Genomic DNA, 20,632 nt, shown 5'->3' with positions numbered 1-20,632 from the left:
TTCATCGAAGGGAGTGCTCCCGGATGCCCCACGCGTCGGCCGCGGACGGGACGCGGATCGCTTTCGACCTCCGGGGAGCGGGCCCGCCGCTCGTTCTTCTCGCTGGCCAGGCGAACAACCACCACTGGTGGGACCGCGTACGAGGGGACTTCGACGCCTCGTACACCACGATCGCGGTCGACTTCCGGGGCACCGGAGAAAGCGATACGCCGGACGTCCCGTACAGCACCCGAGGCTTCGCCGACGATGTCCGGGCGGTGCTCGACGAACTGGGTGTCGACCGCGCCGACGTGTACGGCACCTCGATGGGCGGACGGGTCGCTCAGTGGCTGGCCATCGACCACCCGCACCGGGTCCGCGCGCTCGTCCTCGGCTGCACCTCGCCGGGCGGGCCACGGTCGGTCGAGCGCGACCAGAGCGTCCGCCGGGCCCTCGCCGTGGACCAGCCCGCCGCCGTGCGCTCGGCGCTCCTCGACCTGATGTACACGCCCGGCTGGTTGGCGGCGCAGCCCGGTCCGGTCACGACGCTGGGTGATCCGGCGATGCCGCCGTTCGCCCGGGCGCGTCACCTGGCAGCCAGCGGGCAGCACGACGCGTGGGATTCGCTGCCGAGGATCACCGCCCCGACGCTGGTCATCCACGGAACCGACGACCGGCTGAACCCCGTGGCGAACGCCCACCTGCTGATGGAGCGCATTCCCGACGCGACGCTCCTGCTGATTCCCGGCGCCCGCCACGCCTACTTCGACGAGTTCCGGGAGATCGCGGGGCCGCGCGTGCTGAGCTTCCTGGCCCAGGCCGGGCCGGCCGGCGTGACGGCACCGACCGGCCGCGACGCCGATCAGGCGCGCGGGGCGTCGCCGCACTGCCGGCCGGGGCACGAACCGGCGGCACGGCGGTAGACGACTCTTGTACGTTCGTGTCGTGGACGCGGGTCAGCGGGTGACGGCGTGGCGACCGGCCGTGGCAGGCATCGTCGAGGTGCTGCACGCCCGGTACACCGGGCACACGTACCCGATGCACACCCACGACTGCTGGACGCTGCTCATCGTGGACGATGGCGTGATCGAGTACGACCTGAACCGTACCCACCACGGCGTGCTGCGTTCCCAGGTGACGCTGCTGCCGCCGGACGTGGCGCACGACGGGCGGGCGGCGACCCCGGCCGGCTTCCGCAAACGGGTGCTCTACCTCGAGCCGGCAACCCTCGACACCGGCCTCATCGGCGCCGCCGTGGACGCCCCCAACCTGACCGAGCCGGCGCTGCGGCAGCGGGTACACCGGCTGCACCAGGCGCTGGTTCAGCCCGGTGAGGAGTTCGCCGCGCAGAGCCGGTTCGCGCTCATTCGCGAAGGGCTCGCCCAACACCTCCGCCCGACGCCGACCGCCCGGCCCGAACCGGCGCTGGCCCGCCGGCTGCGCCGCCTGCTGGACGAGCGGACGGTGGACGGGCTGACGCTGGAACTGGCCGCCCGGGAGCTGGACGCCAGCCCGGCGCACCTGGTGCGGTCGTTCACCGGCGCGTACGGGCTGGCGCCGCACGCGTACCTGACCGGGCGGCGCATCGACGCGGCTCGTCGGCTGCTGTTGCGGGGCGTACCGGCGGGCCAGGTCGCCGCCGCGACCGGCTTCTACGACCAGCCGCACCTGACCCGGCACTTTCGCCGCTACCTGGGCGTCACCCCCGCCCGGTACGCCGCCGGGTGAACCGGCGGCGCTGGCCATCCTTTATGGGGGCGGAACGCTCCGAAGCAGGTCGTCGTCGCGTCCCCTCCTCGTCTTCAGTTGTTGCAGACGGTGAGGGCGAGGGCGGCGACGGTCAGCTGGGTGAGGTCAGGAAGTTGGTCTTCGCCGAGGGTGACGCCGCGCAGGTTGTCCAGCGGCGTCTTGAGGCCGTTGAGCCGGCTGCCCCGCAGGTCGCTGCCGTCGAGGTGGCAGGAGTCCATTTCCAGGCCGGCGAGGTCACACGACCGCAGCGCGATGCGCGGTAGCCGGCAGGAAGACCACGCGCCGTTGGTGAGAGTGCAGTCGGTGAAGGCGACCGAGCCGGCGGCGGTGACGCGTTGTAGGGTCGCGTAGTCGAAGCGGCAGCCGTCGAACAGGACGTCCTTGACGCGTATGTCGGTGAGTCTGGTGCCGGTGAACCGGGAGCCGGTGATCGCGCACCGTTCGATGGCGATGCCGGTCAGGTTCGCGCCGGAGAAGTCGGTGCGGGTGATCTCGCAGCCGTAGAGGCTGCCGTCTTCCCAGGTGCTCTCGCTCAGGTCCACGCCGGTGATCAGGCTGCTGCGGATACTGACGTCCGCAAGGTGCGAGCCGTGCCACGCTGCGCCCTCAACCAGGACCTCGGTGAGGCTGTCGGCCAAGTCCGTCGTGGTGTCGAGGTCGTCCGGTTCGAGGTCCGGGAGCAGGATTTTCACGTCGCCGATCGTGGTGGTGCGCATGTGTCCTCAACCTGTGTGGGCGCGGGGTGGGCACGCCACCCCGCGCGTCCCCGTGGTAGTGGCTATTTCTTCTTGTTCCAGTTGTCCCAGCCGGGTCGGCTGTCGAACTTACCCTTGTTGGCCCAGGTGGGGCGGGGGCCACCGTGTACAGGCCGGAGCCGCACCCGATGTCCAAGACCCGGGCACCCGAAAGAGGCAGGCCGGGGTTGGCGTTCAGCGTGCTCAGCAACGTGAGCCCCACGTCGGTCGTCATGCAGGCAGCTGGCCAGATAGAGGAAGAGACTGAGCAGGCTGTCCCTGTACTCCGTCAGAAGGGCGACCTTCGCCGCGCCGCAGGGCCACGGCTGGCCGCACCGTCGGCACAGCCACAGTGGCCGCATCGGCACGTGCGGCAGGGAGTGCTCGTTAGGGGCCGTCATACCGACCACCACGGCAGCGCCAGCGGACGCAACCGTAGATGCGCCAGGGGCGCAGGCGTCCCGATCTTCGCGTAGAAGCCCCGGTCGCTGCTCATCGAGCCTCACGCTCCCGCGTCTGCCGCTCGAAAACGATCTGCCAGACGTACATCAGCAGAGGCGGATCGACCGACGCCGGTCGCAACGCTTGAGCCGCTGCCGGGCGACCTCTTGGCGGGTCGCCTATCGTCGCGTTGCGCGAGAGGTAGACGGTCATGGCCGGCCCCAGTTCGGGTCCGCGGCCTGAGTGCGGTGGGCTTGCCGGCGCGCCGGCAAGCCCACCATCGTCGGCCAGCGGCTGGGAGCAAACCGCCGGTCACCCGCCCACACAGCCTCGCTGGCGGTACGCGAACGGGGAGTCACCCGTACGGTCGACGGAGTGCCCGGCGCGAGCACTTGCCGGTGCGTCGGGTCGCATTCCGACCTGTCGCCGATCGACACGTCCATCTGGTTCTCCCTGGCGTGACATTGCCGCTGACCCGCCGGCGCCATGGGATCAGGATCGTCCTGGACCGTTCCGCCGACGTGTTCCTGACGTCCACGATCGCGGGCGGCACGGGCCCGAGACAGACCCAGCGTGGTGGGCCACGGTGGGCCTCACTGTGGTCGGCCCCGACCGATGCGAGGAGGACAGGCGGTACTACGCCGTCCCTACGAGACTCATTTCAGAGGATGTGCCAGCGGCGGAGTTCCGGCCCGCCGTGGACAAGTCCTGCAATCCGGTGGTGCACCTCGTCGGCGGCCTCGGTCCCGGGGCGGGACTTTCGGGCGTTGGTAGCGATCATCTGCAGCTCGCGAAGCTGGCACAGCTCCTCGAACCCCGGCCAGCAGGTGGCATCCCAGCCGTAGGCGGCGGTGAAGCCGGCGAAGGCATCGGAGCCGGGCGGATCGAACCGGCGGCAGTGGACAGCGACCGTGGCGATGTCCCACTCGCGGGGCCCAAGGGCGGCGCCGTCCCAGTCGGCGAGTACGGGCGTGCCGTCGAAACGCCGGAGCGCGTTGCGAATCTGCGGATCTGACTGGATCAGGCTCGTGCCACGGGGAAACCGCATCGCCTCCCAGCCGGCGGCCAGCGTCTCGAGCCGGCCCAGCAGCAGATCCTGTTCCTTGCCGTTCAGGATCTCCGAACGGGCCACGGATAGCTCGATGCCATGGATCGGCCGCAGCACGGGCAATGGCAGCTGCGGAACAGGCAGGGAATGCAGATCCCGGAGAAGGCTTCCGAGTTCGGAGACGGTGATGGGATGGTCGTGTGCGGGGTCCAGACGCTGCCAGACAGTGACGGCGTGCCCGCCCACCTCCAACGGCTGGGACAGGCCCGGGTGAAGGCCGACCGTGGGGAACTCTCGGTCCACCAGCCAGTCGACCACGGCCACCATCGCGCGCACCCGGTTCAGGTCCTGGTCGCCAGGGGCGATCTTGATGACGACGTCCCCGACGGCGTAGACGGCGTTGGTGTGGTGCCGCAGCAGAGCCGCGTCCGAGTCGGGGTAGCCGAGGAGACGACATACCTCGGCGAGCACCGGCCGAGTGCGCGCCTCGACGAACATGGGGCTCCTAGGGACCGAGTGCGGCTGTGGTCCCAAGCCTACGGGCGCGCTCGCGGCAGGCCCGTAGGTAGTCCGTCAAGGTGGCGACCTCACCCCGCTGGCTCTCTCCAGGAATCGCCGTGGTCACGTCGCTGGCCCGGGTCAGGATGATCTCCGTCCGCTGCGTCTCGGGCAGGTCCGCGACGGCGTCACGCGCGGTTACCAGTGCCTCGGTCACCCGCCGATCCCGCGCGAGGCACATCGACCGGTCCAGGGCAATGAGCGCCGCATCGATCGGCACGGCCGGAGCCGTGCCGTAGAGCCGCAACGCCTCGTCCTGGACCCGGTACGCCTCCACCGTGTCACCGAGCCTGGTGTACGCACCGGAGAGGTAGAACAGCAGCCGCTTCGCCGGGAACCTGAACGCCACGTCGGTGTCCTCGTCGCCAGCCTGATCGAACAGCCGGCGTGCCTGATCGACGGCCGACCGCGCCTGCTCGGTGGCACCGATTCTGGCCAGGGCACGCGCCCTGCCCGCAGCCGCCAGGGCACCCGACGACGATGCGGCCGGGGTGACCGCCAGAGCCGCATCAGCCAGAGCGACGGTCTGGGCGGGATCCCCGAAGTAGTACGGCAGCATCGCCGCCTGGGCACGCACGAGCACCCTGAACCGAGCCTCCCCGCTGTCGTCCGCCGCGTGGATCGCTGTGCCGTACCACCGTCGAGCCTCGGCAACATCCCCAAGCCTCATCAACGCGTCAGCGCACATCGTCGCCAGCAGCGCCGCCACCCCGGACAGCCGGGCCTGGACCGCCGCCGGCTGGCGCCGAAGCGACAGCATCTGCACCTCTCGGCAGTCGGCGGCCAGCAGCGCCAGCATCGTCTGTGGCGAAGCCGAGGGATATACCCGCAGGTGCTCGCCAGCGCTTTGCTCGATCAGCTCAAGCTGCCGAGGGGCGACACTCGACGCCGCCAGAGCCTCGTCCAGTCCCAGACGGAGTCTGACCAGACCTCCGGCCTCGTTGCTCCCCATACGGGCAGGCGATCGATCCGCTTCACCGGCCACGGTCTCGATGCTGACGTCACGCGGCATAGTGCTGTCCTCGGCGCGGCCGAGCCCCATGACCGGACGCGGAATGTGAAGACCCACGGCGATCCGTTCCAGCACCTCGTACGCCGTGACCTGCCGGACGCCTTTGGCGATCTCCGTAGCGCGGTGAGGCGAGAGGCCTACGAGAGCGGCGATCCTGCCGTAGGACACGCCTCGGGCGTGAAGGAAGCGGAAGACCGCAGTGATGTCGCGCCGCTGAAGAAACTCGCTGATCGGTCGGCCGTTCCACAGCCCCGAACTCCACCACTCGGGATCCACCTGCGCGGCCACGATCACCTCCGATCGGACGACGACCACCTGACAGCACAACGCATCCGCGCCAACACATCAAGTCAATGACGGTCGAGTCGACAGCCCAACCAGAGTCGACGCTCGGGGTGGCATCCGGAAGACCCACGATGAGCCCTCAGCGTGTCCCCTCCTGGGATCAGCGCAGGCTCCGGAGCGCCATGACCTGTCCAGCCCGAGCCTTGGTCGCCGGTCTGGGACGGAAGCGAGTGATGCAGATGAGGGAAGAGCCGTCTATCAATAATCCGTCGCAGCCCAGCAGATGAAGCAGATCTATAGGCTCCCACCAGGCAGAACGCCCGCAGAAGGTGGAGGCCCCGAGTCGAGCTGCCCCGGCCCAGTCACACATCCATTGGCATCCATCGTTGCCTGACATAGAGTCACTGGCTAGTCACATTGAGCGCAAACGACCGGGCGGCGACTTGCGGATGATGACCAACACCCACAGAGCCAACTGCGCAAACGCCCAGAGGCCGGGCTGCACATGCTCCGGCTGCGGGGGCTCCCAACACGGCTGGCAAGGATGGACATCTCTGGCCGCCGACCGGCCAGAGAAGCGCGACGACCGGCGGCGTGAACTCAAAAAGAAGGTGGAGGAAGACGGACGATCCGGACGCCAGAAGTTCAACGCCCACAACCGGGAAATCTACTTTGACCTCGCACGCCTGGACATCACCGACTACCTGTGGGCCGCTGACGGCCGAACCAGAATCAACGGCCGACTGCCGCGCGATGTTGAGCCAACATCGATGTCATCAGACCTTGGCCGGATGGACACCCTTGCCCACCAAGTCATGGAGAACCCGTGGGACGAGATCTCAGCCGGCATAGACAGCCTCGTCCGGAATAAGGCTGACGCCAGGGAGGTCAAGAAGCGCCTGGCTGATCACACATGGTGCGGCCTGCTGGTGGCCCTGATCCAGTTGATCGAGAAGATCAACAAGACCGTCGAACTGCTGACGGATACCGCCAAGCAGTTCATCACCGACGCGTTGTCGCGGCGGTTCGATTCGGGGCTGCCCCGGCTGGTGACCGACGCCGTCATCCGCCTTGTCGTGGACAAGGTGTGGTCAGCCCTGGCGAGGCTGCTGGAGGCTCACTTTCCCCTCCTCGGAACAGACACCCTGCGCGTCCTGAGGATGCTGGCCATCTTCACCTGTCCCTCGGTCGAACACCACCCAGAGGTCTACAAGCACGCCGTCCGGCCGCTCATGCGCGACGGGCACGAGATCATCACGGACGAGATCAAGACGCACGTGGTCACCCTCTTCAGCGCGTGGTGGCGGCGGCGCGCCCCGGAAGCCCTGGCCTGACGCGCCCCGGACACGCCCGGTCCCATCAAGCCCGGAAAAGAACCAGCGGTGCGCGCCGGACGTACACGAGACCCGCGTTCAGTCCGGGCAACACCGGCCCGGTCCAACGGCTCCCAAGCACCCACCGAGCCACCACCCACTCTCGGCGTACGCGAAAAAGGCCCTGGCCCGGTGTGAACCACCAGGTCAGGGCCTTGATCGTTGGTGCGCCGCCAGGGACTCGAACCCCGAACCCGCGGATTAAGAGTCCGCTGCTCTGCCAGTTGAGCTAGCGGCGCTCGCTGGCAACGGGGAGAGACATTAACACGGGGGTGACGGGGGCCGGCGGGAGGGCGGCTGCCGTCACGGGGTGATGACCACCCGTCGGCCGCGCAGTTCCCCCCGCTCGATCATCTGGTGCGCCTCGGCGAGCGCCGACAGCGGCATCGGCACCACCTCGCGCGGGGCGAGCCGACCGGCGGCGAGCAGGCGGTTCACCGCGCCCGCCGCCTCGGCCAGTTCGGCGGTGGTGGCGTGGGAGATGACGAAGCCGACGATGCCGCGGTCGTGCATGTAGAGGGCTCCCGCGGGCAGCACCGGCCGGGAGCGGGCCCCGGCCAGCAGCACGATCCGCCCGCGTAGCGCGAGCAGGTCGACAAGCGGTTCGAGCTCGTTGCGCCCGGAGGTGTCGAGGTGGAGGTCGATTCCGTCGGGGCAGGCCGACCGGAGGCGGTCCGTCAGGTCGGGATCCCGGTAGTCGAGCACCTCGGCGGCGCCGATCCGGCGGCAGTGACCGGCGTCCCGGGCCGAGGCGGTGGCCACCACCCGGGCACCGGCGGTGGCGGCGAGCGTCACGAGCGCGGCACCGACGTTGCCCGCCCCGCCGGCAACCACCACGGTCTGCCCGGGGCGCAGCCGCCCGTGCACGAAGAGGGCCAGGTAGGCCGTCGCGGCCGGGTGGACCATGGTCACCGCGACGCCCGGGTCGACCCCGCCCGGCAGCCGGTAGAGCCGGTCGACGGGCACCACCGCCTGCTCCGCGGCGCTGCCCTGCCGGCCGTCGTACCCGAGACTGTTGCACCAGACCAGGTCACCGACCGCGAACCCGGGGGCGCCGGGACCGGCCGCGGCGACCCGGCCGACCAGGTCCCGGCCCACCACGAACGGCAGGGGCAGCGGCGTTGGGAACGCCCCGGAGCGGACGAAGGTGTCGACGTGGTTGACCGTGGTGGCGAGGACGTCGACCAGGACGTCGGTGGGCCCTGGCCGAGGTGCCGGCAGCTCGCCGTGGCGGATGTCGCCCGCCGGTCCGGGACGCTCGATGTAGGCGGCTCGCATGCCCCAATTCTGGCGGCCGGCCCGACGCCCGACGGCGAATGGAAAAGGCTCTGGCCCGGTGGAACCGGACCAGAGCCTTGATGACCCGTGCGCCGCCAGGGACTCGAACCCCGAACCCGCGGATTAAGAGTCCGCTGCTCTGCCAGTTGAGCTAGCGGCGCTCGTTGGCAACGGGGAGAACATTAGCACGGTGCCGGACCCGGCTTCCAATCAGATCCCGGGCTCCCCTCTTCGGTCGAGCTTACCGGACAAACAGCATCAAATTCCCCAGCGAGGGCCGGACCCGACGGCGGTGATGCGGCACCATGTCCGCCAGGCACGCGAGAACAGGGGTGGGGATGGGCAGGTTCGCGCCGGTCGGGGCGATGGTGGGCGCCCTGGTCCTTACGGCGTCGCTGGCACTGGCCGGGTGCGGCGGCGACGACCGGGAGAAGCCGGTGGTCGCTGGCGGCGGCCAGCAGGGAGAGTCGACGGCCACCGCGTCGCCGTCCGGGTCGGCCGGCCCGGCGCAGGGGCCCCCGGCCCCACTGGCGGTGATCCCGGCCGACGGCGCGACCCGTCGCCCGGTCAGCACCGAGATCAGCGCGAAGATCCCCGAAGGGGGAACCGTCTCGAAGGTCGTCCTGACGACCGCGAACGGCAGGCCGGTACCGGGGCTGCTGCGCCGGGACGGCTCGTCCTGGGTGCCGTCGGCCCCGCTGCGGTACGGCACCCGCTACACCGCCACCGTCACGGGGACCGGCCCGGACGGCCGGATCCACCAGGGCACCAGCACCTTCACCACGATGGCCAAGCCGAGGTCGATGATCGGCTCGGGCCTCTACCTGTTCAGCGACCGGACCTACGGCGTGGGGATGCCGGTGGTGGCCGAGTTCTCGCCGGGCATCCCGAAGAAGGACCGGGCCGCCGTGCAGCGGCGGATGTTCGTCCGCACGGACCCGCCGCAGCCGGGCGCCTGGCACTGGCTCCCCAACGGCACCCAGGCCTACTACCGCGCGCCGGAGTACTGGAAGCCCGGCACCACCCTCACGGTGCGGCTGGCCCTGGCCGGCGTGCCGCTGAGCCACGGCCGCTACGGCAACGTCGACCGGAGCGCGACCGCGAAGATCGGCCGGGCGTTCGAGATGAAGGTCGACAACGCGACCAAGAAGATGACCGTGTACGAGAACGGCGCCCTGGTCCGCACCATGCCGGTCAGCCTCGGCAAGAAGAGCACCCCCTCCTCCAGCGGCACCATGGTGGTGATGGAGAAGAAGGAGTCGACGGTCTTCGACACCCGGGACGATCCGGACCCGGCGAACCGGTACGTCACGGAGATCGACTTCGCCCAGCGGCTGACCTGGGGCGGCGAGTACATCCACGCGGCTCCCTGGTCGGTCGCCGCCCAGGGGCACCGGAACGTCTCGCACGGCTGCGTGAACGTCTCCACCACCAACGCGAGGTGGCTCTTCAGCCGGACCCTGATCGGTGATCCGATCACCGTCCGGGGCACCGAGCGGACGCTGGAGCCGGGGAACGGCTGGACGGCCTGGAGCTTGAGCTGGCCCGAGTTCGTCGCGGGCAGTGCCCTGCCGGTGCCGGAGGGTGGCGAGCCGTCGGCCTTCTGAGGCCGGCCGGATCTGCGCCCAGGGTGATTCGGGTCACCGCCACCGGTCGACGCGAAGACGAGCCCTGCTCGGTAAAGCGTGGCACCGCACCAGAATCGTTACATCGCGGGCGGGGTGTTTCGGTTCACTCCCGGCAACGGGTATCCGTACCGGTGCGTCTGTAGGGGACGATGGGACCGGGGACCACGACTGTGAGGGAATCATGCGAGCTAGCCAGGACGAGCTGATCCGGCCGGGCACCGCCCGGGGCGGCGGGCGCCGCCGCGCGTTCGCGGCCGCCGTGCTCGCCGCCGCGCTGGCCCTGACCTCCGCCTGCACCAGCGGCGGCGGGGACAAGGGGCCGAGCTGGCAGGGCGGCGGGGACAGCGGCCCGAAGGCGACCGCGACCATCACCGAGCCCAAGGCCGACGCCAAGGACGTGCCGGCGTCCACCACCATCTCCTTCACCACGGAGGAGGCGAAGGAGACCGCAGTCGAGCTCAAGGACTCCGCCGGCAAGACCGTCGAGGGCGAACTCCAGGCCGACGGCAAGACCTGGCTCCCCGACGGCGCCCTGGAGTACGGCGAGACGTACACCGCGACGGTGACCGCGACCGGCGACGACGGCAAGCCGGCGACGGCGACCAGCACCTTCACCACCATGGCCAAGCCCACCAAGCAGGTACGGATCAGCAGCTTCCTGGGCGACAACCAGCTGGTCGGCGTGGGCATGCCGCTGATCGTGCGGTTCAGCCGGGCGATCCCGGAGGACTACCGGGACGACGTGCAGCGCCGGATGACGGTCACCGCGAAACCGGCCCAGGAGGGCATCTGGCACTGGGTGAGCCCGACCGAGGTGCGCTACCGGCCGAAGGAGTTCTGGCAGGCCAACAGCACCGTGACGTACCGGGTGCAGGCGGGCGGGCTGCCGGTGGGCGACGGCTGGTACGGCCGCTCCGACCTCACCGTGGACATCAAGATCGGCCCGTCGTTCGTGATGACGGTGGAGAACCGCACCAAGACCATGACGGTGACCAAGGACGGCCAGGTCATCAAGAAGATCCTGGTGAGCCTCGGCAAGAAGACCACCCCCTCGTCCAGCGGCACCATGGTGGTGATCGAGAAGCTCCGCAAGACGGTCTTCGACACCCGGGAGGAGTTGGGCCCGGAGGACGGCTACCGCACCGACATCGACTACGCCCAGCGGCTCACCTGGGGTGGCGAGTTCATCCACGCGGCGCCCTGGTCCGAGGGCGTGCAGGGCAAGGTCAACGTCTCGCACGGCTGCGTGAACGTCTCGATGAAGGACGGCGCCTGGCTGTTCGCCAACACCCGGATCGGCGACCCGATCACCGTCAAGGGCACCGAGCGCAAGCTGCAGAACGGCAACGGCTGGACCGACTGGAACATGAGCTGGGACGAGTACGTCAAGGGCAGCGCCCTGCCGTACGAGCCGCAGCAGGCCGACGACGAGGCGAGCGCGGAGCCGAGCACCGAGCCCACGCCCTGACCCCTCGTACCCGTCGTGGCGGCCCCCTCCCCGGAGGGGGCCGACCCATCGCCGTCACCGGAAACGCCGAAAGCCCCTCCCGAAGGAGGGGCTTTCGTGACTGGGGTGACTGATGGGAATTGAACCCACGACAACCGGGACCACAACCCGGTGCTCTGCCAACTGAGCTACAGCCACCACGCTCTCCGCGCCGGTAGACCCGGCCGGGGTGCGGACTAATAATAGCCACACCCGTGCCGGCCCCGTCCAGCGGGTTCCGGCCCGACCCCCCGGGCGCGGCTCAGAGCTGGGCGGCGATCGCCTTGGCGCTGTCCACGTCCGGGCCGGGCAGCGGGACGAAGATCGTCCGCCGGTAGTACTCCAGCTCCCGGATGCTCTCCCGGATGTCGGCCAGGGCCCGGTGGGCCAGGCCCTTCTGCGGCTGCCCGAAGTACACCCGCGGGTACCACCGCCGGCAGAGTTCCTTGATCGAGGAGACGTCGATCATCCGGTAGTGCAGGTGCGCGTCGAGGCGGGGCATGTCGCGGGCGATGAAGCCCCGGTCGGTGGCGATCGAGTTGCCGCAGAGCGGCGCGGTACGCGGGTCCTTGACGTGGCTGGCCACGTACTCCAGCACCAGGTCCTCGGCCTCGGCGAGGGTGACCGTCGAGCGCCGCACCTCCTCGGTCAGCCCGGACTTGCCGTGCATCGTGCGGACGATCTCCGGCATGCCGTCCAGCGCCGCCTCGTCGGCGTGGATCACCACGTCGACGCCCTCGCCCAGCACGTTCAGGTCGGGGTCGGTGACGAGCGCGGCGACCTCGATCAGCGCGTCGCGTCCGAGGTCCAACCCGGTCATCTCACAGTCGATCCAGACGAGAAGATCAGCCACCGGACCAGACTACGCGTCGCCGACCCGCCCGCGCCTGGAGCACCGTCGGCGACGTGGGCGGCTAGGGTTTCCCCGTGCCAGCCGAACCCGTCGCGCCGCCCGCCATCACCGAGGACGATCCGGGCGGGCGGACGGCGCGTCGGCTCGTCACGGTGGTGGCGATCGCGGCGGTGCTGCCGGCGCTCTACTGGCCGGGCCGGGTGCACAACTTCTTCGACCTGAAGATCTACATGCGGGCGATGGACTGGTGGGCGGCCGGCCACCCGCTCTACGACTACGTGCAGCCCGACCGGGTGCAGGGGGCGCTCTACTTCACCTACCCGCCCTTCGCGGCGCTGCTGCTGCGGCCGTTCGCGCTGCTGCCGCTGGGCGCCACCGTGGTGATCTTCACCGGGCTGACCCTGCTCGGCGTGGTGGTGACGACGCGGTGGCTGGTGACGCCGGTGGTCGAGCGGCACGACCTGCCCCGGCTCTTCACGCTCACCGTCGCGGTGCTGCTGGTCTTCGCGGTGGAGAGCACCCGGGAGACCATCACCTTCGGTCAGATCAACATGCTGCTGGTGGTGCTGATCCTGACCGACCTGCTGTTCGCCGTACCCGGTGGGCGGCGCTGGGCCGGCGTGGGCGTGGGGCTGGCGACGGCGCTGAAGCTCTTCCCCGGCATCTTCATCCTGTACCTGCTGGCCACCCGGCGCTGGCGGGCCGCCGTGGTCGCCTCGGCCACCGCGACGGTGGCCACCCTGCTCGCGGCGGCGGTCGCGCCGCGCGACTCGTGGCGGTTCTGGACCCACGAGCTGTGGGCGACCGACCGGGTGGGACGGACCGACTACACCGGCAACCAGTCGCTGTTCGGTCTGCTCAGCCGGCTCACCGCCCCGGAGAAGCCCAGCCAGCTGCCCTGGCTGCTGCTGGTCCTGGCGGTCACCGGGTACGGGCTGTGGCGGGCGGCCCGCGCGGCGCGGGCCGGGGACGCCCTCGCGGGCATCACGCTGACCGGCCTGGTCGGCGGCCTGGTCAGCCCGATCACCTGGACCCACCACCTGTACTGGTTCATCCCGGCGGTGGTGGTGCTGGTCGACAGCGCGCTGGACGCCGACCCCGACAAGGCGGAGGGCGCCCCCCGGCGCCGCTGGCTGCTCACCCTCGCGGCCGGCGCCGGCTTCGTGAGCATCTACGGGGTGGTGACCTTTCTGGACTGGGGGGTCGCGCCGTCGCGTACCGACAGTCTCGGCGAGTTCGTCGCCCGCAACGCGTACGTGCTGCTGAGCCTGCTGCTGCTGGCGGCCTTGCCGTACCGGTCGGCCCGGACGGCACGCCCCACCAAACAACCCTGAAAGTTGCACCAAATGGACAGACGTCGCGATCAACGGCCTTCGGCGCTAATCTGGTCTCAACTACCTCAAGTTTCTCCCAGGTAGCACCGATCCCCCGGTGATGGTGGCCCTCCGCGTCGGCAGCGCGGAGGGCCACCTGCCGTTACGCGGGAGGTCAGCCGTCGGCCCGGTGCGCCGGACCGTCCACCGGCGACGGACGGGGGGTTTCCGGCGTGGTCGCCGGGGGCCAGGGCCAGGCCGGGTCGTCGGGCAGGTCCGCCAGGGTCTCGGGGCGGCGGCTGGGCACCGGGCCGATCGCCACCCGGGGCCGCTCGGCATGCCCCGACCCGACCGCGACCAGTTGCCGCTCGGGCAGGTCTGGACGCTCCGGCGGGGACCCCAGCCCACTGAGCGAGCTGACCCCGAGCCGCCCGGCCAGCACCGGGACCTGGTCCGGCTCGACGACGAAGACCACCTCCCGCGGCCGGATCGGCCGCAGCAGCAGCACCACGGCCAGGACCAGCAGCAGCGCCCCGCCGGCCAGCAGCGCCCAGGCCACCCCCGGGAACCAGCCGGCGCGCACCTCGGCGCGCAGCTCCAGCGTCAGGTCGGCCCGCCCGTCCGGGCGCATCACCACCAGGCTCAGCGAGCGCCCGGCCAACTCCGCCGGGCTCCACTCGAGCGCGCCGACTCCCTCGCGTACCCAGAAGTCCTGGTCGAGCGGGACGGCGGTGGCGGCGCCGGCGGTGATCGGGCCGGCCGGCTCCAGACGTACCGGCAGCGGGCCGCGGGTCAGCGCGACGCGATCGACGGTGGCGTGCGGGACGGCGGCCAGCCATTGTCCGACCTGGTCGGTCGGGGCCAGGCCGAGGAAGGCCGGACCGTCGGCGGTCCGGGCGGTCAGCCGCAGCCGCGCCTGGCCGGCGCGGGCGAACGGCGCCTCCGTGCGGAGCAACCGGTCCACGTCGGTGACCACCACGGCGTGTCCCGTGGTGCGGACCGGCTCGAACCGGGCGCCGAACCCGCCCTCCGGGTCGGCGTGCCCGGCGGCGACCCAGAGGCCGGCGCCCGCCAGGAGCGTCGGGATCCCCACGGTCAACAGCAGCATGCCGGCGATCGTCCGCACGAAACGCATTCGCGTCGTCCCCCTCGGTAGCCAACTACCCGGCCGACCTTACCGACGCCAACCGTGCAATCGCCGGATATCCCCGGCAAGCCCCCCAAAGCCCGCCGGCCCGCCGGAGGATCCGACGGGCCGGCGGCCGGTGACCGGGCTCAGGACTTCGCCGCCGGCTCCCGCCGGGTACGCAGGAAGGCCAGCCCGCCGAGGACCAGGCCGGCCAGGCCCGCCACCAGACCGGCCACACCGAGCACGGTCGCGGTCGTGCCCGAGTCGGCGTCGTCGTCCCCGCCGGACGCGGCGGCCGGCGCGCCGGCGGCCGGCGACGCGGATGCCGACGCGGCGGTCAGCGTGAGCACCGGGGCCGGGTGCTCCGGCTCCTCCTGGCCCGGCGTCGGCTCCTCGATCCAGCGGGACACGTTGCCGTCCGAGTAGGTCTGGAGCACCTTGAACACCATCTTGTCGACCTGTGGCAGCGGGCCCATCGACACCGGGAACTCCTGGAACTCCCCCGGCTTGACGCCGCCGCCGGTGGCCGCGGTCCAGGTCAGCTTGGACACCGCCTCAGTGAGCTGGCTGCCGTGCACCTCGACCGGCGGGTCGACCTTGCGCTTCTGCACCGTCACCGTCCACCCGGCCACCGGCATGGTGGAGACCGAGCCGACCGCCGCGTTCTCCGGCAGCACCACCTCGACCTTGGTGGTCGCCGCCGTGTCGCTCTCGTTCGGCACCCGGAAGGCGAAGCGGCCGTAGCCGCCCTGGGTGGCCTCCTTCGGGTTGACCGTGACGTGCGCCGAGGCGGGCCCGGCGAGGCCGAGCACCGCGGTGGCGACGGCGGCGAGGGCGAGCGCGGCGGCGGTTGCGGAACGCCGGATACGGATCATGGGTCGGAGAACCTTCCGTTACTTGATCGGCACGGTGGCGGTCACCGTGGCCTGGTCGATGTCGGTCGTGCGGACGGTGAAACGCAGCTGCCACCGGCCCGCCGCCGGGAGGTTGATCTCCCCGGTGGCATGGTTGTCGGTCAGCGGCAGCAGCGGGATCTCGATCGGCTCGATCCCGGCCGACGGCAGCGCCGCCGTCGCCTTCCACTCCTTGACCGGCTGGGGCCGGTTGTCCTTCGTGTACGCGTAGAGGTGCACCGAGTTGTTGCCGCGCTCGGCCGGGTCCAGCTCCACCTGGAGCGAGTAGAGCGGGCTGGTGAGCGTCGCGGAGAAGTAGCCGGTGGGCGTACCGGCCACGTCGGTGGCGGCGGTGCGGGCCGGGGTGGTCTGCACCAGGGTCGCCGAGACGCCGAGCACCACCGCGGTGATCAGCAGCTCCACCAGCACCGCCCGGCGCATCGTGCCCGGCCGGCCGGCGGCGGTCCGCCGCCGCACCAGCGACCGGGAGTACGCGGCCACCGCGATCACCAGCGCGAACAGCACGATCTTGGCGAGCAGGAGCCGCCCGTACGTGGTGTCGACCAGCGCCTTCGGAGTGGCCACCTCGATCAGCGCCTGCACGGTGCCGGCAAGCAGCAGCGCCGCCACCGCCAGGGCCGCCCAGCGGGACCAGATCGGCAGGATCGCGTCCAGCTCCCGCTCGTCGGCCCGGCGCAGCAGGAAGACCGCGAGCATCACCAGGCCCCCCAACCAGACCGCCATGCTGCCCAGGTGCACCGCGTCCACCACCACGGAGACCGCCGGCGCGGGCGAGGCCGCCGGGTGACCGGCGAGGGGCCAGGTGAACAGGGCGGCGCCGCCGAGGATGGCCAGGATGATCCCGTCGGTGCGGCCGATCGGACCGACGAACAGCGGCCGGAGCAGGAACGCCGCGGCCGCGAGCAGGCCCAACCGGACCAGGTGCGCGGTCCCGTACGCGCTGCCGAGCACGTCGCCGAGGCCGGAGCCGGTCACGTCGAACAGCCCGCCGCCGTTGGTGTACGGCACCTGCAACCACAGGTCGGCGAGGGTGGCGAGGACCAGCAGGCCCAGCCCCGACCAGGCCAGCCGGGCCGGCCCGCGGCGGGACAGCCGGCGCGGCCAGAGCGCGGCCAGCACCAGCGCCGGGCCGACCAGCAGCAGCAGTCCGGCGTAGCCGAGGTACTTGGCCACCTTGACCGCGTCCTCCACCACAGGGTTGGCGCGGTTGTCCGTGCCGGAGTCGGTCGGCGGGGCCGACGGGGCGCCCACCGAGAAGGTGAACGCGCCGGGGACCGGGTGGCTGTCGGCGGAGATCACCCGGTAGCTGACCAGGTAGGTGCCGCGCGCCGAGGCGTCCACGGGGATGGTCACCACCGCGCCCTTGAACGTCGGCTCCCCCCGGTCGGCCCGGGAGCCGTCCGGCGCGATCACCCGGATCTTGCCGGGCACCTTGCGGACCCCCTCGCTGAAGGTCAGCACCACCTCGGACGGGCCGCTGGGCACCACCGACGACGCGGTCGGGCTGGTGCTCACCAGCACCGCGTGGGCGCTGGCCGGGGTGGCCGGGGCGAGCAGCAGGGCGACGAGGGCGACCAGCAGGCCGGCGGCGCCCAGCCGGGCGGCCCAGCGGCTATCGGCGGTGCCCAGCCGATCGGTCCGGCGGCGATCGGCGGCGGCCGGCCGGGCGGCCCGGCGGCTCTCGGCGGCGGCCCGAGGCCGGCGGCGTACGGCAGCAGACATGAACGTCATGCTTCCCGACCGCGCGTCGATCGGCGAACGCGCCTCACCCGCGCCCGGCGGGCGAGCGCCGGCGCGGGGCGCGCCACCTGTGTCTCGTCGCACGTCACGAGCGGGTAGTCGGCGGCGGGGCGGGAAAAGTTCCCGGCGTGGGACGGGCCACGGAATGGGTCCAAGGACCCTGTCCCGGCCAGATCCGCCGCGTAACCTCGGGTGTCGTGATCCCCGGCCCGCGCGACACCGCCGCCCACCGCCCCCAGGCGGCGCGTGACGCTGCGCGGGACCGGGTCACGGAGTGGGCGCTGGCCGCCGGCACCGGCGACCGGGCCGCGCAGGCCGCCTTCGTCCGGTCCACCCAGGCCGAGGTGTGGCGCTTCACCGCCGCCCTGGTCGACCCGGACAGCGCCGACGATCTCACCCAGGAGACCTACCTGCGGGCGTTCCGGGCGCTGCCCGGCTTCGAGGGGCGCGCCAGCGCGCGGACCTGGCTGCTCGGCATCGCCCGCCGGGCCTGCGCCGACCACCTGCGCACCGTGGTCCGCCGGCGGCGGCTCGACGAGCGGCTCGCCGCGCACGCGGCCACCGAGCGGCCGTACCCCGACCCGGCCGGCCAGCTCGGCGCCACGGACCTGGTCCGTCGGCTCCCCAGCGAGCGGCGCGGCGCGTTCGTGCTCACCCAACTGCTCGGCCTGTCGTACGCCGAGGCCGCCGAGGTGGAGGGGGTGCCGGTGGGCACCATCCGCTCCCGGGTGGCGCGCGCCCGGGGCGACCTGGTCGACGCCGTCGGCGACGCGCTGGCCGGAGGACCATGGAACCGTCCGCGGCTCCCGAACGACTAACCACCGTGAGCGCATCTCGCAGTCCCGCCGCCCGGTGGCCCGTCCTGCGTCCCTGGCTCGGCACCGCCGCCCGGCTCGGGCTGGCCGCCGTCTGGTTGATCGCCGGCGGGGCCAAGGTCGGTGACCTGGGCGCCTCCGGCCGGGCGGTCAACGCCTACCAGGTGATGCCGTACGACGTCGCCGCCGTGATCGGCGCCGCGCTGCCCTTCGTGGAGCTGGCGCTCGGCGTGCTCCTGCTCGTCGGGCTGGCCACCCGGCTCGCCGCCGGCATCTCCACGGCCCTTCTGGTGATCTTCATCACCGGCATCGCCTCCGCCTGGTCCCGTGGCCTGGCGATCGACTGCGGGTGCTTCGGCAGCGGCGGGCAGCTCGCCGCCGGCCAGGCCCCGAGCTACCTCCCGGAGATCCTCCGGGACCTGGGATTCCTGGTGCTGGCCGGGTTCCTGCTGATCTGGCCCCGCACCCCGTTCTCGGTGGACGGCTGGCTGGCGGGCGAACCACCTGTGGAGGGTGACGATGAGTAGTCGCAAGGGGCAGAAAAACGCGGCCCGGGTGGTCCGGGAGCAGATCGCCCGGGAGAAGCGGCGCAAGCGCACCCTCTGGACCACCATCGCCGCCGTGCTCGTGCTGGTCATCGCCGGCGGCATCGGCTGGGCCGTCTACTCCAGCCAGAAGTCGACCAGCTTCACCACCCCGCCCGGCGCGAACGCCGACGGCACGGGCATCGTCGAGGGCGACGGACCGGTCACCATCGACCTGTACGAGGACTACCAGTGCCCGGTCTGCAAGCAGTTCCAGCAGGTCAGCGGCGAGACCCTCAAGCAGCTGGTCAGCGAGGGCAAGGCGAAGGTGGTCTTCCACCCGGTCGTCTTCCTCAACCGCTTCTCCACCACGGAATACTCGACCCGCTCCGCCGCCGCCGCCGGCTGCGCCGCGAAGGGCGGCAAGTTCACCGAGTTCACCGACCAGCTCTTCGCCAAGCAGCCGCCGGAGAACAGCGCCGGCCTGAGCGACGCCGAGCTGATCGACATCGGCGCGGGGGTCGGGCTGAACAAGGACGACTTCGCCTCCTGCGTCAACGACGGCACGTACAAGTCGTGGACCGAGCACGTGACCGACGACGCCAGCAAGGCCGGCGTGACCGGCACCCCGACCGTCAAGGTCAACGGCCAGGAAATCCAGGACAAGACCCCGGACGGGATCAAGGCGGCGGTGGAGGCGGCCGGCAAGTGATCCGCGTACCGCTGCGGCGGGCGGGGCTGGTGGTCACCGCCGCGCTCGCCGCCCTGCTCGCCCTCGCCGGCCCGGCCGCCGCGCACGGCGCGGACGCACCCGACGGCACCGACTACCGGGTCGAGGTGACCGCGCTCAGCCCTGCCCCCCGCGGGCTCACCGCGCGGATCGTCGAGGCGGGCGCCCGGCTGGAGGTCACCAACACCACCGGGCGGGACGTCGAGGTGCTCGGCTACTCCGGCGAGGCGTACCTGCGGATCGGCCCGGGCGGGGTGTACGAGAACACCCGCTCCCCCGCCACGTACCTCAACCGCACCCTCGCCGGGGACACCCAGCTCCCGCCCGAGGCCGACCCGGCCGCCGCCCCGGTCTGGCGGAAGGTCTCCGACGACCGGTCGGCCCGCTGGCACGACCAGCGGACCCGCTGGCTGGAGTCCGACCCGCCGGCCCCGGTGACCGCCGACCCGACCCGCGAGCAGCGGGTCCGGGACTGGGTGGTGCCGCTGCGCGACGGCGACCGGACGATCGAGGTGCGCGGCACCCTGGACTGGGTGCCGCCGCCGGATCCGTACCCCTGGTGGGTCGCCGGGACGCTCGGTTTCCTGCTCATCGGCGCCGCCGGGCTCGCGCCCGCCGGCACCGCCGCCGGGGTCCGGGCGCTGCGCGGGGTCGGCGCCCTGCTCGCCCTCGGCGGGCTGGCCGCCGTGGCGGCCACCGTCGGCCGGGCGCTGGACGCCGGCACCGACGGCGTGGGCGGGGTGCTGCTCGGGCTGCTCACCGCCCAGACCTGGGCGCTGCTCACCGGACTCGGCGCGCTCGCGGCCGGCGGGTACGCCCTGGCCCGGCGCCCGGCAGCCGACTTCGCGTTGGCCCTGGCCGGGGCCTGCCTGGCGCTCTTCGCCGGCGCGGCGAACCTGGCCGTGCTGTCCCGCTCGGTGGTGCCGGCCCCCTGGCCGGCCGATCTCGCCCGGATCCTGGTCACCCTGGTCCTGGCCACCGGCTCGGGCGCGGTGGCCGCCGGCCTCCTCCGCCTGCGCACCGCCGCCCGGGCGGCCCGCCCC

General features: G+C 71.9%; 19 protein-coding genes and 3 tRNA genes. 10 read left to right on the top strand and 12 right to left on the bottom strand.

What is annotated here, in order from left to right; all coding sequences use genetic code 11:
- Positions 1 to 23: 23 nt before the first annotated feature.
- Positions 24 to 902: an alpha/beta fold hydrolase gene (locus tag EFE23_RS20605; RefSeq protein ID WP_123242580.1), complete on the top strand. Its 879-nt coding sequence runs from the start codon at positions 24 to 26 to the stop codon at positions 900 to 902.
- Between the two features lie 22 nt (positions 903 to 924).
- On the top strand, positions 925 to 1,707 hold the full coding sequence (locus tag EFE23_RS20600; RefSeq protein WP_123242579.1) for a helix-turn-helix transcriptional regulator: 783 nt from the start codon (positions 925 to 927) through the stop codon (positions 1,705 to 1,707).
- Positions 1,708 to 1,781: 74 nt separating this feature from the next.
- Here EFE23_RS20600 and EFE23_RS20595 read toward each other — a convergent pair whose 3' ends face one another.
- From EFE23_RS20595 to EFE23_RS20580, 4 genes are all read right to left on the bottom strand, one after another.
- Positions 1,782 to 2,444: a pentapeptide repeat-containing protein gene (locus EFE23_RS20595; RefSeq protein ID WP_123242578.1), complete on the bottom strand. Its 663-nt coding sequence runs from the start codon at positions 2,442 to 2,444 to the stop codon at positions 1,782 to 1,784.
- A 510-nt stretch (positions 2,445 to 2,954) separates the two neighbouring features.
- On the bottom strand, positions 2,955 to 3,116 hold the full coding sequence (gene amcA, locus EFE23_RS29460) for a multiple cyclophane-containing RiPP AmcA (protein ID WP_305034576.1): 162 nt from the start codon (positions 3,114 to 3,116) through the stop codon (positions 2,955 to 2,957).
- A gap of 448 nt (positions 3,117 to 3,564) precedes the next feature.
- Positions 3,565 to 4,449, bottom strand: a complete 885-nt coding sequence (locus tag EFE23_RS20585) for a phosphotransferase (protein ID WP_123242576.1) — start codon at positions 4,447 to 4,449, stop codon at positions 3,565 to 3,567.
- 7 nt (positions 4,450 to 4,456) lie between these two features.
- The gene (locus EFE23_RS20580; RefSeq protein ID WP_309226265.1) at positions 4,457 to 5,815 is read right to left on the bottom strand and encodes an NsdA family TPR-like regulatory protein; all 1,359 of its coding nucleotides are present in this window, start codon (positions 5,813 to 5,815) and stop codon (positions 4,457 to 4,459) included.
- A gap of 443 nt (positions 5,816 to 6,258) precedes the next feature.
- Here EFE23_RS20580 and EFE23_RS20575 point away from each other — a divergent pair, with 443 nt between their 5' ends.
- Positions 6,259 to 7,140 (top strand): hypothetical protein, encoded by an 882-nt coding sequence (locus EFE23_RS20575; RefSeq protein WP_233601081.1) that lies wholly within the window; start codon positions 6,259 to 6,261, stop codon positions 7,138 to 7,140.
- A gap of 202 nt (positions 7,141 to 7,342) precedes the next feature.
- On the opposite strand, the gene EFE23_RS20570 is transcribed toward EFE23_RS20575, so the two are convergent.
- The 3 genes from EFE23_RS20570 to EFE23_RS20560 all read right to left on the bottom strand — a co-directional run bounded on the left by EFE23_RS20570 (position 7,343) and on the right by EFE23_RS20560 (position 8,618).
- Positions 7,343 to 7,418, bottom strand: a tRNA-Lys gene (locus EFE23_RS20570).
- A gap of 64 nt (positions 7,419 to 7,482) precedes the next feature.
- Positions 7,483 to 8,457, bottom strand: coding sequence for an NADPH:quinone reductase (locus tag EFE23_RS20565; RefSeq protein WP_123242573.1), 975 nt, complete (start codon positions 8,455 to 8,457; stop codon positions 7,483 to 7,485).
- Between the two features lie 88 nt (positions 8,458 to 8,545).
- Positions 8,546 to 8,618, bottom strand: a tRNA-Lys gene (locus EFE23_RS20560).
- Between the two features lie 177 nt (positions 8,619 to 8,795).
- On the opposite strand from EFE23_RS20560, the gene EFE23_RS20555 reads away from it, so the two are divergent.
- Positions 8,796 to 10,064 (top strand): L,D-transpeptidase, encoded by a 1,269-nt coding sequence (locus EFE23_RS20555; protein ID WP_123242572.1) that lies wholly within the window; start codon positions 8,796 to 8,798, stop codon positions 10,062 to 10,064.
- A 202-nt stretch (positions 10,065 to 10,266) separates the two neighbouring features.
- Entirely contained in the window at positions 10,267 to 11,553 is a 1,287-nt protein-coding gene (locus EFE23_RS20550) for a L,D-transpeptidase (protein WP_123242571.1), read from the top strand.
- A 101-nt stretch (positions 11,554 to 11,654) separates the two neighbouring features.
- Here the strand turns inward: EFE23_RS20550 and EFE23_RS20545 are convergent.
- Positions 11,655 to 11,730 (bottom strand) — tRNA-His (locus tag EFE23_RS20545).
- Between the two features lie 103 nt (positions 11,731 to 11,833).
- Positions 11,834 to 12,424 carry an oligoribonuclease gene (gene orn / locus EFE23_RS20540; RefSeq protein ID WP_123242570.1) on the bottom strand — a complete coding sequence of 197 codons (591 nt, stop codon included), beginning with the start codon at positions 12,422 to 12,424 and terminating at the stop codon, positions 11,834 to 11,836.
- Positions 12,425 to 12,498: 74 nt separating this feature from the next.
- Here orn and EFE23_RS20535 point away from each other — a divergent pair, with 74 nt between their 5' ends.
- Positions 12,499 to 13,758, top strand: a complete 1,260-nt coding sequence (locus EFE23_RS20535) for a glycosyltransferase family 87 protein (protein ID WP_123242569.1) — start codon at positions 12,499 to 12,501, stop codon at positions 13,756 to 13,758.
- A 154-nt stretch (positions 13,759 to 13,912) separates the two neighbouring features.
- On the opposite strand, the gene EFE23_RS29785 is transcribed toward EFE23_RS20535, so the two are convergent.
- The 3 genes from EFE23_RS29785 to EFE23_RS20520 all read right to left on the bottom strand — a co-directional run bounded on the left by EFE23_RS29785 (position 13,913) and on the right by EFE23_RS20520 (position 17,502).
- The gene (locus EFE23_RS29785) at positions 13,913 to 14,872 is read right to left on the bottom strand and encodes a hypothetical protein (protein WP_373684031.1); all 960 of its coding nucleotides are present in this window, start codon (positions 14,870 to 14,872) and stop codon (positions 13,913 to 13,915) included.
- A 140-nt stretch (positions 14,873 to 15,012) separates the two neighbouring features.
- The gene (locus EFE23_RS20525) at positions 15,013 to 15,741 is read right to left on the bottom strand and encodes a YcnI family copper-binding membrane protein (RefSeq protein ID WP_123242568.1); all 729 of its coding nucleotides are present in this window, start codon (positions 15,739 to 15,741) and stop codon (positions 15,013 to 15,015) included.
- An 18-nt stretch (positions 15,742 to 15,759) separates the two neighbouring features.
- Positions 15,760 to 17,502: a copper resistance CopC/CopD family protein gene (locus EFE23_RS20520; protein WP_123242587.1), complete on the bottom strand. Its 1,743-nt coding sequence runs from the start codon at positions 17,500 to 17,502 to the stop codon at positions 15,760 to 15,762.
- A gap of 215 nt (positions 17,503 to 17,717) precedes the next feature.
- Between EFE23_RS20520 and EFE23_RS20515 the strand changes: the two genes are divergently transcribed.
- From EFE23_RS20515 to EFE23_RS20500, 4 genes are all read left to right on the top strand, one after another.
- Positions 17,718 to 18,338, top strand: a complete 621-nt coding sequence (locus EFE23_RS20515; RefSeq protein WP_123242567.1) for a sigma-70 family RNA polymerase sigma factor — start codon at positions 17,718 to 17,720, stop codon at positions 18,336 to 18,338.
- Positions 18,308 to 18,862: a MauE/DoxX family redox-associated membrane protein gene (locus tag EFE23_RS20510; protein WP_123242566.1), complete on the top strand. Its 555-nt coding sequence runs from the start codon at positions 18,308 to 18,310 to the stop codon at positions 18,860 to 18,862. The genes EFE23_RS20515 and EFE23_RS20510 overlap by 31 nt, the downstream gene beginning before the upstream one ends.
- The gene (locus EFE23_RS20505) at positions 18,855 to 19,571 is read left to right on the top strand and encodes a DsbA family protein (protein WP_123242565.1); all 717 of its coding nucleotides are present in this window, start codon (positions 18,855 to 18,857) and stop codon (positions 19,569 to 19,571) included. Before EFE23_RS20510 ends, EFE23_RS20505 begins: the two co-directional genes overlap by 8 nt.
- Positions 19,568 to 20,632 (top strand): hypothetical protein (locus EFE23_RS20500; RefSeq protein WP_373684030.1); only part of this gene is annotated, 1,065 nt, incomplete at its 3' end. The genes EFE23_RS20505 and EFE23_RS20500, both read left to right, overlap by 4 nt.

Origin of the sequence: Micromonospora solifontis, from assembly GCF_003725545.1 — a bacterium.
Classification (GTDB): Bacteria; Actinomycetota; Actinomycetes; order Mycobacteriales; family Micromonosporaceae; genus Micromonospora; species Micromonospora solifontis.
Note: the sequence above shows the minus strand (reverse complement) of the source record. Positions and strands in the feature narration are given on the sequence as shown.